The sequence below is a fragment of the Pseudoalteromonas sp. GABNS16E genome (assembly GCF_028598715.1).
Lineage (GTDB): Bacteria > Pseudomonadota > Gammaproteobacteria > Enterobacterales > Alteromonadaceae > Pseudoalteromonas > Pseudoalteromonas atlantica.
Genome location: NZ_JAQREZ010000048.1, coordinates 1 through 13,883, shown reverse-complemented (window position 1 = coordinate 13,883; position 13,883 = coordinate 1). Strand labels below are relative to the sequence as shown.

The window sequence follows — 13,883 nt, the reverse complement described above, 5'->3', positions numbered from 1 at the left end:
TATGGTGCCCCGACTACATGCAAAGCGTATTATTTACTTTGTTGGTCAGTTTTTTTACTTGCTCGCCTAGGGCAGCGCCAAAGTCGAAGTTGTTACTGCCAACGTAGGCTAGGCGGTACTGTTGGTGTTTTTCAAGCAGATCAGAATCAAACGTTATAACAGGAATGTTTTTACTTTTAAGCGCCATTAATGAACGAGTGACCAAGTGCTGAGAGTCGGTTGTTGCTACAATTAACCCATCTATTTCTTGATCAACTAACCTATTAATGACCATAGATTGGCTACGAATATCTTGAAAGTCTTTTGGTCCATCGTACTTGCATTCTATTTCAGGGTGCTCATTACTAAAGTGCAAACAGCCTTTAAAGGCTTGCTGATAAAAGGAGTCGTTTTTTGTTTTACCTACAATGGCAATCACAACTTTAGCCACGCTTTGGTGGGCAAATAAAGCACACCAGCTTAAAACTAAATACTTCAGAACTTTATACTTTTTAGCGGCTAGGCTAATTTTAGCTAACATTATAAAAGTCCTAAGCAAATAAAAGTAAGATATATATTACAGCTAGTATAGTTATTGACCACAAATTGGCTAATTTAATTATAGTGACTTAAATGAGTTAACACATTGAAAGAAGTGTTTTTAACCTATAGGCTAAATACATACACCCATAAAAAATAATGGAGAGCGTTATGACTGTTTCAGCAATTCCCAAAGGGTTTAGTTCGGTAACACCGTACTTAATTATAGAAGGTGCTCAGCAAGCTATTTGTTTTTATCGTGATGCATTTAATGCGCAGTTAGTAATGCAAATGCCGCTGCCAGAGGGCGGTATAGCCCATGCTGAAATTATAATTGGCGACTCCCATATTATGATTTCGGACTCATGCCCAGATGAGTCATTTAAAAGCCCCAATGCACTTGGTGGCACACCGGTAAGTTTAATGCTTTACGTAGAAGATGTAGACAGCGTATTTAAAAAGGCAATTGAACTTGGCGCTACAGAAGTACGCCCAGTGCACGACCAGTTTTATGGTGATAGAGCCGGCACCCTACAAGACCCATTCGGGCATATTTGGACCATAGGCACCCATAAAGAAGATTTAAGTGAGCAAGAAATTAACCAACGAATGGCCGACTTAATGTCAAAAGAGCAAGATGCATAAAGCAGCTTGCCCTGCGTTTGAGCTAAATTGTTTACCCTAAATTTATCGCTAAATATTTTATTTCGTCACCGTTTATTTGCGGTAGAAAATAAATATCTTGGTACTTAAAATATTGTTGATCGTTAATCGTGACAGCCTCTGCCGAAATAGGGAGGGTGTCGTAGGTTTGCCCTAAATCATAATTTTTAGCACTGCCTACCTTAATAGCCTGATTAACCACTATTTTAGGCTCATCAACTACTCTATAACCATTATTATCTGCCACGTAATATACATTTTGGTAGGTATAGTAAGTGGTATTATGGCGTTTAAAGTGTGAATAATGCCTTGGTAGTGAGCGTATTCTTAAGCCTCGTGGTGGCTTAACTACGTGGTAGCCTCTTTTTGCTTTTCTGTAGTAAATACCATCACTAAATGTAAACGTAATGCCATTAAATCTGATTGAAGCATTATTGCGCGGTAAATGATTAAAATAATGCCCAGGCCGGTAGGTCACTACGTTGTGGCGATTATGTTTAAAATAATTACGAGTGCGTTGCTGCTGTTTGTAATGGGCAACTTTGCGCTTTTGCTCTTTGCGGTGCTCGCGTTTGGCTTGTTTGCGCTCTTTACGGTCGTTTTTTTTATATTCTATACGCTGTTTTTTGTCATCGCGGCGCTCATCTCGTTTGTATTCGATGCGTTTTGCGCGCTCATTATTAAAACTTTTTGCGTGTTCTCGCTCATTGGGTGCTGCATATGCAGCGCCAGATACTGCACTTATGGCAAATAGAGCAGGGAGTAATTGAGTCAGTTTCATACTAGTGCCTCGTGTATGTTGTTACATAACTGGGTTCAATACTAGCGCTTTAAACTGAATGGTAACTGACATGTAACCGATAACAGGGGCGTGTTTACAGCTTTTTACTAACGTTTACTGTTCTTGACACAAGCCAACGTTTTCTCACATTTTTGACGATTTTAGGAACTTTTATAGGCTATAAGTTGCGTAACTAATTGTTACAGCAAGTGCTTTTAACACTTGCCGTAATTTATAATTAGCCTGAATTTGGATTATAAATCTATCTCGAGCAGCTATTTTCAGTGCTAACCGCGTTGAATTTACTGAAAATCTCTGGATAGAGAATAAACTTAAATATCATCATGGTTCAATATTTTAGTAAATCTCTTAACCAGAGTTCAGGTTAATTAGCGTTTAGGTTTTTCTGGTAAGGCGGCTTTTAATTGCGCCGGTGTTACGTTAAGTGACTTTGCTACAACCGTTAAATCGGCATTAGGGCCGCCGGCTTTTTGCATTGCTTGCATAAGCACTTTTTCGCTAACGCCTAGTTTGTTAGCTGCCTCAGCAAACCCCAGTGGCGACATGCCGCCGCTAGGGCCACCCGCTTTTGGGCCACCGCCATCAGGTGGTTCATGGCGAGTTATTTTAGTGCCTTCAGGTGGCTTAGCGCCTACACCCGCTTGTGCTGTGGTCGTAGAATTATTTTGTGCAACCACGCCTTTTAAGCACTTAGGTAAGTTAGGGAATGTATTACTTGCATGGTAGTGGTAAGTAACTATGCCGCTTTCACCCACGGGGCCTGTGTGGCCATTACAGCTATCAAGCTCGGTTGGGGATGTACCATCAATTTCTTGGCTTCCGTAAATTGGGTAGCCATCAAAGCCATAACCAAATAGGGCGCTTGGCTTTTGCGTTAAATTATTACAGTTGGCGTTTACATGTTCGTGTTTATATACGCTGTCTATATCACTGGCGGTGCCGTGGTAGTGGTACCAACCGCCCGGATCAATATGACCTGCGCAGGTATCAAGCGCGGGTAAATGCCCTGTATGTTGCACACTTGGCGCATCCGAAAAAATAGGCACACCCGCAAGCGCTATACCCATTTTAGATACAGTGCCCAACGCTGTTGATTGCTCAGACATAACAGGGTGCAGTGGTAAAAGGGCGGTAATTTCTACGCTTTCATCTACCGATACATTAATACATGCATGATCAACGGTTGGGCGAATGGTCGCGTTATCAACAATATGCACGTTGCCGTCTTCATCGTAAAAGGTAAAACCTTGCTCGTTAAGCATGGTTAAAAATGCTTTATCTAACCTATATAGCCCCGCATCGGTGCCATCCCAATCCCAAATTCCGCCTACGTCGTCGAGTGTTTCTGGGCAAAAAGGGCCGACTTCAATGTTGTCGGGCTGATATTTTAAAACCACTTGAGCACACTGAGTTTGTAAGCCGTTTTCAAGCGTACACTCAACAGTTTGTGGCAGCTTTACCATGGCTTTAATATTAAATTCATCGGTATTTATAAGCGTGTTTTTAGCGCTTTTAGTTTCTGGGGAGGCTGGTGTACTTTCGCTTTTTATCTGCTCGCCACATGAAGTTAAAAGTACCGTGGCACTAAGCAGGCAAAATGCGAGCTTAGTTTTTGTAGTGTTAACGCTAGGCGCTTTTAAACGACTTCGTTTAATTGTTCTCATACTTACCCCAAAACGATTTATATACGAAGGTTTTAGTATGGCAATAAATTGTGCAAATAAAATGAAAGTTTTAAAAGAGTTATTGATATGTTTGAGATGCATGGCTAGCTTTTAATTAACATTATTGGGAGTTGTTATTAAGTTATTTAATAAACTGACACGATTAAATACGAAGTATAAAAGTACAAGTTAGCAACTGCTGTTTTTACTTGCCCAAGGTTTACCAATAAAGCTCCATATATTTAAAGCGCAAAAAGCACAAACCTAGGTTTGTGCTTTTATATTTTACGGTTAAATAATTATATTTTTTCCCAGTAGGGTTCGTCACCAAAGTAGCCGCTAAAGTAGTCTATAAAGGCCCTTACTTTTGGCGCTAATAAACGCGAACTTGGGTAAACACTCCAAATAGCGGTGTCGGATGCAAGTGGGTAGTCTTGTAAAATTTGTACCAGCTCACCACTTTGTAGTTTTTTATAGGCACACCAGCTCGACATTAGCGTAATACCTAAGCCTTGCACGCACGCATCGCGCACCGCTTCACCGTTATCGGCTTGTAATACGTTATTGGTTTTAATGTTTTGTGTGCCCTCGGGTGTAATAAACGACCACGTAGTTAAACCATGTAAATTAACACAGGTATGATTTTTTAAATCTTGCGGTGTTGTTGGGGTGCCGTGTTTTGCAAGGTAATTAGGCGATGCGCAAATTAAGCGTTTATCGCGGGCAACCTTTCGGGCTATAAGGGTTGAGTCGTTTAATGCGGCGTCGCGTATTGCTATATCAAAACCACCGCCAACCATATCAATAATGCTATCACTTAAGCGTAAATCAATTGTCAGGTCGGGGTATTGCTCAATAAATCCAGCCAATGCAGGAATAATATGCATACGCCCGAACGAAGCAGGGGCGGTAATGCGCAATTTTCCTTGTGGAGTTACACTGCCTATACCTACCGAGGCGCGCGCCATTTCAACATTGGCAAGCACTTCCTCGGCGTGGGGTAAAAAAGCTTGCCCCTCTTCGGTTAGCGATACTTTTCGGGTTGTACGATGAATAAGTTTAACGCCGAGTGTTTCTTCAAGCTTATTCATTTGGGCACTAGAAACCGCAGCCGACAAACCTAACTCCTTGCCAGCTAAGCTAATATTATGTGTTGTTGCGATTCTGACAAACAGATTTAAATGGGCAATGTTCATTATCAAATTTTTCAATAAACTGATTATTTAAACAACTATATTATCAATACTTAGTTGTGTAAATATACTAGCAGCTTATTCATTGTGACTTTTCCTGTGGCGCTTACTATAAGCGTCTTTTTTTCGGTATTTTTCTCGTTTAAATTTTTAAGTTTAGAGTGAGCCTGCCTTATGAGCCGTAATACATCATTACTTTTAAAGTATTTATTTAAGCAGACATGGCCTATGTTGGTTGGCTTGTTTTCTATTATGGGAAGCCAGCTGGTTGATAGTATTTTATTGCTAAGCTAGGCGCTGAGCCGCTCGCTGTAGTTGCCTTTAGTATTGCTATTTTTCAGGTAATTGTGGGAGTACAAGTAGGCTTAGGTATTGCGGCAACTGCGACCATTTCTACTGCACTTGGGGAAAATAAAGTTCACTACGCACGTTACTTAGGTAGTTTAATCGTACTTATTGGCACCGTAATAGTAACGCTATTGTGCTTGGCATTGTGGCTTTTTCAGCAGCCTATAATTTTAGCGCTGGGTGCAACGCCTTCGTTATTTAATTTAACCGAGCTTTACTGGTTGCCTTGGCTAATAAGCTGCTGGCTTGGAGCGCTTCTTTATTTTGGTTACAGCATTTGCCGTGCCCATAACGAAACCTTATTGCCTGGGCGAATTATGGTGCTAACCAGTGTGTTAAATATAGCGCTCGATCCATTGTTTATGTTTACCTTTGATATGGGTTTAGCGGGTGCTGCATGGGCAAGCTGTGTTGCTTTTGCAATAGGCTTAGCAGTGGTGTTTTACACGCTTATTAAACGAGAACTTGTAACCTTTGATGTTTTAAAAAACCGCACCGAGCAGGCAATAAAAGCCATTGCAAAAATGATGGCGCCGGCTTTACTTTCACAGTTTATTCCGCCTATTTCAGCCATGATAGTAACGGCATTGATTGCCGCGTATGGTGGGTTTGCTGTAGCAGCTTGGGGGCTTGCAAACCGTATTGAATATATTGCGATTATTTTAATTTTAGCGCTTACCATGGCGCTGCCCCCATTGTTGGAAATTTAAAAGGGCGGGGCGAGCTTAGGCAAATATTAAGCGTAGTAAAACTTGCGTGCGGTTTTGTAATTGGCATACAAATTTTATTAGCGGTTATTATGCTAGGTGTGGCTAACCCGCTTGCAAATGCGCTTAGCAATAATAGTGAAATAGTAGCTAACCTAACAGATTACTTTGCATTTGTGCCCCTGAGCTATGCGGCTTTGGGTGTATGTATGATCACGGTATCGGTATGTAACGCGCTGGGGTTTGCGACCACGGCCTTATTTATCTCCATATTGCGGCTATTTATGTGTTACTTACCACTACTTTGGTTAGGCTCGCATTTTTACGGTTTAACAGGGTTATTTATCGGTATGGCATGCGGTAATACCTTGTCGGGTATTGTGGGTTGGCAGCTTTTTAAGCAGCAATATAAGCGGTTAACAACACACGTTAGCGTGCGCTCAATCACTGTTTAATTATCAATATATTAAAGAAAGTTATTCCACTTAAATTGCAATTATCAAAATAGTTAAATGCAATTAGTATGCACCTCATTGAATCATTGCTTAATCTAGTGCAGCTAAATTTGCTGTGTTTAGGTCAAGCAATTGCAATAAAAATAGAGCTGCTTGAGGTGAATAACATGAAACTTTATAAATTATTTTTAATAGCTATAACGCTATACGCAGGCGCTGCAACGGCTGCACAAGATTACTTTTCGATGAGCTATATTCAAGGTGAAGGAGACGTGCGAGGGATTAAGGTGGCTTATCAATATGCCTTAGATTACCAAATAGAAGGCTTTGAAGAGCTAGAGATTTACCTAGAAGCCAATGCCAACTTTTTTGAATACGATGGCCCAAAACGCTACGACGCTAATTTAGGCTTATCGCTTTCGCCTGTTATTTTTTATCCTATTGGCAGTATTGCTGGGAACCGCGTTTTTGCCGAGTTTGGTATTGGTTTAAGCTTATTAGATGACACCAAATTTGCGGGAAAAAACATAAGCACACATTACCAGTTTGAAGACCGCCTAGGCATTGCCATGAAATTTGGTGAGGCTGAGCAACATAGCGTGTCACTTAAGTATTTTCATTATTCAAACGCTGGTATTAAAAAGCCCAACCCAGGCCTCGATTTTATATCGCTAAGCTACTCACGCGCACTTTAGTGAGTAGCTTACTATTTATAATATGCGTAAAAATGCCACTAGGTCTGCTTTTTCTTGCTTGGTTAAATTAAGCTTTATAAGCAGGTCGGTGGTTTTAGGGAAGTGTGGGTCGTTTAGTTGGTTTTTTCGTGGTCTTGGTCTAGCCCCGCCATGGTTATACATACTCACGATGCCTGTTAAATCTTCAAATAACCCGTTATGCATCCATGGAAAACTTATTGCTAAACCTAGTAATGAAGGAGTTCTAAATTGTCCTATATGATCAGGGTTATTTGTGGCATCAAAGCGGCCCTTATCTTCAAAGTGTCGGCCGTAGTAATGGAGTCCAGTGTTGTGAAATTTGTTATCACTTAGTAGGGGGCCATTATGGCATGTCATACATTTAGCTTTAGTTCTAAATAAATGTAGGCCGTTTAGTTCATTATCAGATAGTTGCATTACAGCTTTCTTCGGACTGCTTTTTACTCTTAAAATAAAAAGTTTAAAGCGAGTATTTGGCGCTGCTAATGTGCGCTCAAACGCGACTAAGGCTTTTGCCATTTGCTCAGTGGTTAACGTGCTGCTATTAAAAGCGCTTTTATTAAATGCACGGTAACTCTTATCTTTATTTACTCGGGCTAAGGCTATTTTTGGATCTAAGTCCATTTCAATCGGGTTTTCTATTGGCATAAGTGCTTGCTGCTCAGCGGTGCTTGCGCGTCCATCCCAAAAAAAATGTTGCCATTGATCAATACCAAAAATTGCGGGGGTGTTACGCGTGCCTATTTGCTCGTCAATGCCTATGGCAGTTGTACGGCCATCATGAAAGCCTTTGTCGCGTTCATGGCAGGTGGCGCAGCTAACGGTATTATTACGTGAAAGCTGCACATCATGAAAAAGCTTATCGCCTAGTGCAACATGCTCCGGTTTAGGCGATGCTACAGGCAAAAGCGACATGGGCTCAACGCTTCTTCCGTCACTGGTTTGAATAGCAGGCCAATGAGCTTGGCCTTTACTATACAAAGCACGTAAGTCTTTATTGTTTAAAGCTTTAGAATCAGCCGTAAATAAGAATACAGCAAGGGCTACAAAAATAACTTTAATCATATTTGTAGCTCAGCCCTAACCAAAATACTCGACCAGGCTCAATACCTGATGCGCCCTCTGCTACTGTATACGTTCTCGTATTTAATAAATTAGAAATATCAGCACGTAACTCTAAGCTTTGGTTGCTGGTCAGTTTATGTTTGTATTTTAAACTTAGGTTTAGCATTGTTCTAGCACGTATAGTCTGTTCCTGATAAACATCAAATAGAGTGGAAACAACTGGACAGCTAGCACAGACATCTTCTATATCTATACTTTCGCTTCCTCCTGTACTTACAGCTGTATCGTAGCTACCTGAATATGAGATATTTAATCCAGTGCTAAATGAATCGACCCAATCTACGTTCCAGCCTAAGGCTGCTGTGATAGGTGCTCCAAAATTAGTTCGTATCTGAGATAGTTGACTCAATGTGACCAGTGAACCTTCATCTTTTGCATTAACATAGTAAACTAGTTCATCGAGTGGGGTGTTATCTACGGTTGCATTATAATTGTCATTTGATATTTCGTTTTCGGCATACGATGTATTTGCCCATACAGAATGGGCACCAAATTGAGCGCTCCATGCTAGTGAAATACGTTCTGAACTTCCCGTTCCTTCATTACTAATATCAATATAAGTGTACCCATCAAGATCTGTTTCGTCTGAGGTTGTGCGAGAGAACTGCTGATGTTTTTTTCGCTTTACGTATTTTAAAGAAATATTACCAATTGTCTCAAATGCGTGAGCGATACCCAGTGCAAATTCATCATCGTAAGGGGTATCAACGTCATTAAAACGATATTTAAAGCTGCCAGTGTAATTTGAATCTAACCAGTTTTGTAAGTAGCCACTTTCGATAGGCCTATATTGTAGATAAGAAAACTGTTGTTGTTCTTTAATTTTATAACTGATAATAGCGGAGTCGTAATATCGGCTTAGGCCGGCACTAATAATGGTTTTTTTATTATCAAATACGTCGTACCCTATTGAAATTCGCGGTGCTACATCATGGTTTTGTAAAAAGTCATCATAGCTGTAGCGCATACCTAAATTCACATCCAGTTTGCCGTAGTTAATATGGTCGGTAACGTAGAGTGCGTTGCGATTTAAATTTACATCTATGTATTCAGCAGGGCTAACAGTTCGGCCATTAAAAAATTGCGCTGTAGTAGTTATATTATTACTGTATGCGGTGACGTGTTCCGAGTTGTTAAAGTCAATCTCACCGCCTAATTGCTCAGCTAATTTTTCTATAGGGATGAGGGTTTCGAGTGCTTGACAATCAAGTGAATAACCACTGCAATTAAGTGGTGTACTAGCACTAGACCATATAACAGGCGAACTGTAGTTATAGCCATCTTGAAAGCGCTCACGTTCTATTTGCTGATATTTAATTTCTGCACCAGCCACAACTGAGTGGGTTAACCCTAAAAATTTAAAAGTGTCTAGATTAAATGTATTTTTCCAATTGGTGGTGAATTGGCGGTTATCTAACGCGCCATAACCACCTTGGCGTGAAAAGCGTTCGTCTGCATCGCCTTGGTTAGCGTATTGTCCCCAGTCTTTTCCTTTTGTTTGTAGCCAATTATAAAAATGCGCTGGGCCATCTCGGCTACTATCACTTATGTTAAAGCTTAAATTACTTGCCCATGTTACATATTTAAAATCTTGCTTTAATTGTATTGCGCTACCATATGCGCCACCTTCTAACTGATAGTCACTATCAAGTGCATCAGTAATAAAACCATTCACCTCGTAGGGAGAATAGATCATACTTATCGTAAAATTATCAACCCAGCCGTTCTTATAACCATATTTAAATATAGCGTTAATGTTACGGCGGCTTTGGGTTTTTGTTTGCCCCAGTGATAAGTCACTTATATCACTGTTAAGGTAATTTAAACTAAACATCACACCGTGGCGTTTATTAAGTTGCTTTTTACCGCTCAATGAATAGCTTATTTTTTCGTATACTGGAGCCTCTAATTCTGCTTCATCTGTACTACTTTGCTCAGTTTCATTGTCGGCTTGAATATAATGATAATCAGCCCAATCACTGTGATTCCCGCGTACAGTAAAACTAAAACTATCTTTGCCAAACGTTTCTTTTGTTTTGGTATCAACCACACCGCCAGAAAAGCCACCAAACTCAGCCGGAATGTTATGGTCATAAACAGTAATAGACTCAACTACATCAGAGTTTACATTCATGCTTTGCACACCGCCTGACACGTCATTACTTGATGATGTTAAGCGGCTACTACTGGCGGGATCAATACGATTATTGTAGTTCATACCATCAAGTGAAAAACCTGTTTGCCAAGGCTGGGCACCTGAGATGGATATTTCTGGCGCACTTATCTCTGCTAAGCTTTCAATGCTTAATGCCTCATTGCTTAATTGTACGCCTGGTAAAAGTGCAATTAGCTCATTTATGTCGCCATTCCCTTTGGCTGTTGCATCAATAAAACTGCGGTCTAAATACGAACGACCAATAACTTCAGGAACTTCTATCCCTATAAATTGGCCTTTAACTTCAATGTGTTCGATAGCTTCACATAAACTTTTTTTTTCATCAGTGAGTGTGCTGCAATCTTCAGGTGGGGGAGGGGTCTGTTTTTGCTCGGTCGCACCATATGAATTATGGGCAAGCAAAAACAGACACGCATAAATATAACGTGTCTGCATTGTTTTCTCTTATTTAGTTGCCAATTGGAGTGCTGTCTTCGCTATCAGCAATACCATCGTTGTCAGCATCTTCATCGGCTGTTAAACCCGAAGCGGCAATATCTTCATCAGTTACATTTGCTAAGAAGAAGTTTGGAAGCCCGTCGTTATCAGTATCAACACTGGCAACACGGTTATCTCTAAAGTCATCTTTGCTTGCAATTAATTCAGCCATTGTGGTGTAAAGGTCAAGTTGGTCGGCTTCACCGTTCACATCATTAGTGACAAGCGCTGTTGCTTGCTCGTATTCGTCAAGTAAGGTATGTGCTTCGACTAAATCTTCCATAGCTTCAATAATGACAGTATCGGCTTGCGCTAAAATAAGCGTTTCAATATCAGCGAGAAGTGCTGAGGTTTGTGTTTTCACACTACTGTAAGTGCTGGCAAAGTCAGTAATACTGCCGGCATTAGCCCCCATGCTAGAAAGCATGCTGTAACGTTCCCAAAAGCCAGTTGTTGGAGCACTAAGTGAGACCGTTTCTTTTTTAAGGGCTTCAAGTATATCCAGCAATTGGTCGCTTGTTAACGTGCTTAAATTTTCGTTTACTTCAGCTATCGCACTATTAAATGTAGTTAAGGCTAAATCAGTAAAACCAGCATCGACTAAATAACCTAATGTTTCTAAGCTGTACTCAAACCGATCTTCAATGTCATCTAATACACTAATTTTACTTAGTAATTGCGTATTTACTGCGGCAATCTCGTCAGTCAAACCACCGCGGTCAAGTGATACCATTACATTGTTATGAACAGTAATTGCAGAAGTGTCAGTTAAAGTTCGTAATGTGCCTGTATTTAGTTTATTTAACATGGTTAAACAGCGATTTGCGGCAGCAGCAGAATCTGCGCCAATTTCTTCGCTAATACTAACCAGTAAACCACATCCATTAGAACCCGCTAAGAAAGAAGCAGATGACTCTGCACTTATGTACTCGTCAGATGAAATAAACTCACCAGCATAAGTTAATACGTCTTTAGCCTGTTCTGTAAAGCCAAACTGATGAAGAACTTGTGCTGTTCCCGCGTTATTTGATGTTTTGGTTAGACTTCTAAAAAACTCATTATAATCACTTTCCTCTGTAAAATAGGTGAAGGCTTCAGCCGTTGCATCAGCTACAGATGAACCCGCTATAATGCATTTAGTTATACTAAAACTGTACATAATTTGTTTAGCACCACTGATATCAAAATCAGATGAAAGTAAGGCAAACGCAGGGTTTTCTTCGAGGTCATAAAGGCCTTCTAGTAATCCGGCTAGAGTTTGTAGTGGATAGGTATAAGTACCTAAATTGGCCTCAGAGTATTCTGAAGCAGCAAAGTCATAGTTGCTATCTATGCCCGTTACACCATAAAACGACAGCGCTAGGTTTACGTATTCACGGGCTAGTTCAAGCGAGTTGGCTCGAAATAAAACCTCAGCTGCCCATGCAGTATAAAGAGCTCTTAGTTTCTCTACTCTTTCACCCGCATACTCGCCACTACCACCTTGAATTTGGTAACCTGTGTTACTTGAAATATTTACTAGTGCAGTAGCAAAAGTTTGTGCTGTGAGTTGATTGGCATCAGTTGGGTTTGCAGCATATACATCTAATGCACCTTCGGCTGCATTTTTAAATGCTGTTTGAAAGTAACCATATGTTGTTGAATATTGCTCTTCACGTACTATCTCTGCATAACTGTTAATAGTTTCCAGCAGTGTTTCTGCTTCATCGGTTTGACCAACATCCATATAATCATTTACTAAACCAAGTAACCAGGCTGCATCGTTACGGTTGATGTTTTCAAACCCTTTTTCAGCTAAATATTGGTTGTAAGCAGCTAAGGCGCGTGAGCGATATTGTGCACCTTGCTCTATTTCATTGATGCTATCTAACGCAACACCTACATCTCTTAGGCCTCCAGCAAGAGCTGTTTGCTCGTTAATGAGTAATAAATAGTCTTCGGCTGTATCTAAAAACCCAGCACGTGCATACGCCGCTGCTTGAACTTGGTATACGGTATAACGTGAAATTTCATCGTTAATGCTTTCGTTTACAATATCGGCTTGTTTTAAGTGTGATTTACTAGAGCTGTAGTAAAAATTACGTTTGTCTTCATTTGTTACATAAGAAGGGCTTAGTGTAATACTGGCCGTAATTGGTTCATCAATTACGCCATCCGTATAGCTTATTACGAATGCTTCATTAACTGAACTTAATGTTTGCGCTTCAAAGATAAACTCGCCCGTGCTTTCGTTTATTGTAATTACACCACTTTCAGGGGAGGTTACCAGCGTAAATGTTATTTCATCTCCATCGGCATCAACTACATTAATAGTCCCCTCTGTTGTTGATGATGAGGTAACAAATACGTTTGTTGTTTGTAATACCGGCGTATCATTAACATTTTCGACCGTAAAGTTTAGCGTTACATTTGAACTAAGAGAACCATCGCTAGCTGAAATTGAAGCACTATCGCTACCAAAAAAATCGGCGTTAGGCGTATACGTAAACTCACCATTTGCTTCTATCGCTATCGTCCCATTACTTGGCGCGTTTGCTAATGTGTAGCTAAGTGCCTCGTCGTCGGTGGCTGTTACTTGGCCTGAAAAAGTGGTGTCTTCGTTTACAGTAAAACTTAAATTAGGTTGAGAAAACTGTGGAGCAGCATTACCAGAGCCCCCGCCACAACCAGCCAACGCAAGCGCGCATAATATTGGGGTAAATTTAATTAGCTTGTTCATTATTGTTAATATTAAAAGTTAATGATGTTGCGAATGATAATGCATATCAATTAGATTTTAAAGTGTGTAAAGTATTTGTCATATTAATAGTGAGTATCCACAAAGTACTTATAAGGCAGCTAAAACACAAAACCCTGCTATTAACAGGGCTTTATTGTGAGTAAAAATGAGATTAGTAAAGAGGGGGATGGTTATTAGGGGCTGTTGATCTTTGTAGTACATATATCAATCAGCCCACATTGGTAGCCACATCATAGTAAATGCTAAAGCGAGCATTGAATGATAATTTCGTTCAAGCTTTTCATACCGCGTGGCTATC

11 protein-coding genes and 1 pseudogene are annotated in these 13,883 nt (G+C 40.3%); 4 read left to right on the top strand and 8 right to left on the bottom strand.

Annotated elements, in window-relative coordinates:
- Window positions 1-13: 13 nt before the first annotated feature.
- A complete protein-coding gene (locus tag PSI06_RS21505; RefSeq protein ID WP_337946898.1) occupies window positions 14-520 on the bottom strand; it encodes a substrate-binding domain-containing protein in 507 nt (168 codons plus the stop codon).
- A 170-nt stretch (window positions 521-690) separates the two neighbouring features.
- On the opposite strand from PSI06_RS21505, the gene PSI06_RS16520 reads away from it, so the two are divergent.
- A complete protein-coding gene (locus PSI06_RS16520; protein ID WP_004588872.1) occupies window positions 691-1,164 on the top strand; it encodes a VOC family protein in 474 nt (157 codons plus the stop codon).
- Window positions 1,165-1,195: 31 nt separating this feature from the next.
- On the opposite strand, the gene PSI06_RS16515 is transcribed toward PSI06_RS16520, so the two are convergent.
- From PSI06_RS16515 to PSI06_RS16505, 3 genes are all read right to left on the bottom strand, one after another.
- The gene (locus PSI06_RS16515) at window positions 1,196-1,963 is read right to left on the bottom strand and encodes a DUF6515 family protein (protein WP_273604351.1); all 768 of its coding nucleotides are present in this window, start codon (window positions 1,961-1,963) and stop codon (window positions 1,196-1,198) included.
- Window positions 1,964-2,352: 389 nt separating this feature from the next.
- Window positions 2,353-3,750: a YHYH protein gene (locus tag PSI06_RS16510; RefSeq protein ID WP_407073077.1), complete on the bottom strand. Its 1,398-nt coding sequence runs from the start codon at window positions 3,748-3,750 to the stop codon at window positions 2,353-2,355.
- Window positions 3,751-3,947: 197 nt separating this feature from the next.
- Window positions 3,948-4,844 carry a LysR family transcriptional regulator gene (locus tag PSI06_RS16505; RefSeq protein ID WP_039972407.1) on the bottom strand — a complete coding sequence of 299 codons (897 nt, stop codon included), beginning with the start codon at window positions 4,842-4,844 and terminating at the stop codon, window positions 3,948-3,950.
- Window positions 4,845-5,122: 278 nt separating this feature from the next.
- Between PSI06_RS16505 and PSI06_RS16500 the strand changes: the two genes are divergently transcribed.
- The 3 genes from PSI06_RS16500 (at window position 5,123) to PSI06_RS16490 (ending at window position 7,046) form a co-directional block, all read left to right on the top strand.
- The gene (locus PSI06_RS16500; RefSeq protein ID WP_337946896.1) at window positions 5,123-5,899 is read left to right on the top strand and encodes an MATE family efflux transporter; all 777 of its coding nucleotides are present in this window, start codon (window positions 5,123-5,125) and stop codon (window positions 5,897-5,899) included.
- Window positions 5,836-6,351, top strand: a complete 516-nt coding sequence (locus tag PSI06_RS16495) for an MATE family efflux transporter (RefSeq protein ID WP_337946895.1) — start codon at window positions 5,836-5,838, stop codon at window positions 6,349-6,351. Before PSI06_RS16500 ends, PSI06_RS16495 begins: the two co-directional genes overlap by 64 nt.
- A 167-nt stretch (window positions 6,352-6,518) precedes the next feature.
- Window positions 6,519-7,046, top strand: a complete 528-nt coding sequence (locus PSI06_RS16490) for an acyloxyacyl hydrolase (RefSeq protein ID WP_273605043.1) — start codon at window positions 6,519-6,521, stop codon at window positions 7,044-7,046.
- A gap of 15 nt (window positions 7,047-7,061) precedes the next feature.
- Here the strand turns inward: PSI06_RS16490 and PSI06_RS16485 are convergent, their stop codons facing one another.
- The 4 genes and pseudogenes from PSI06_RS16485 to PSI06_RS16470 all read right to left on the bottom strand — a co-directional run.
- Entirely contained in the window at window positions 7,062-8,132 is a 1,071-nt protein-coding gene (locus PSI06_RS16485; RefSeq protein WP_273604353.1) for a cytochrome-c peroxidase, read from the bottom strand.
- Complete coding sequence (locus PSI06_RS16480) at window positions 8,125-10,803, bottom strand: TonB-dependent receptor plug domain-containing protein (protein WP_273604354.1); 2,679 nt, start codon at window positions 10,801-10,803, stop codon at window positions 8,125-8,127. The genes PSI06_RS16485 and PSI06_RS16480 overlap by 8 nt, the downstream gene beginning before the upstream one ends.
- Before the next feature lie 13 nt (window positions 10,804-10,816).
- The gene (locus PSI06_RS16475) at window positions 10,817-13,564 is read right to left on the bottom strand and encodes an Ig-like domain-containing protein (protein WP_273604355.1); all 2,748 of its coding nucleotides are present in this window, start codon (window positions 13,562-13,564) and stop codon (window positions 10,817-10,819) included.
- Between the two features lie 225 nt (window positions 13,565-13,789).
- Window positions 13,790-13,883, bottom strand: a pseudogene (locus PSI06_RS16470) (IS5/IS1182 family transposase); the annotation flags it as partial.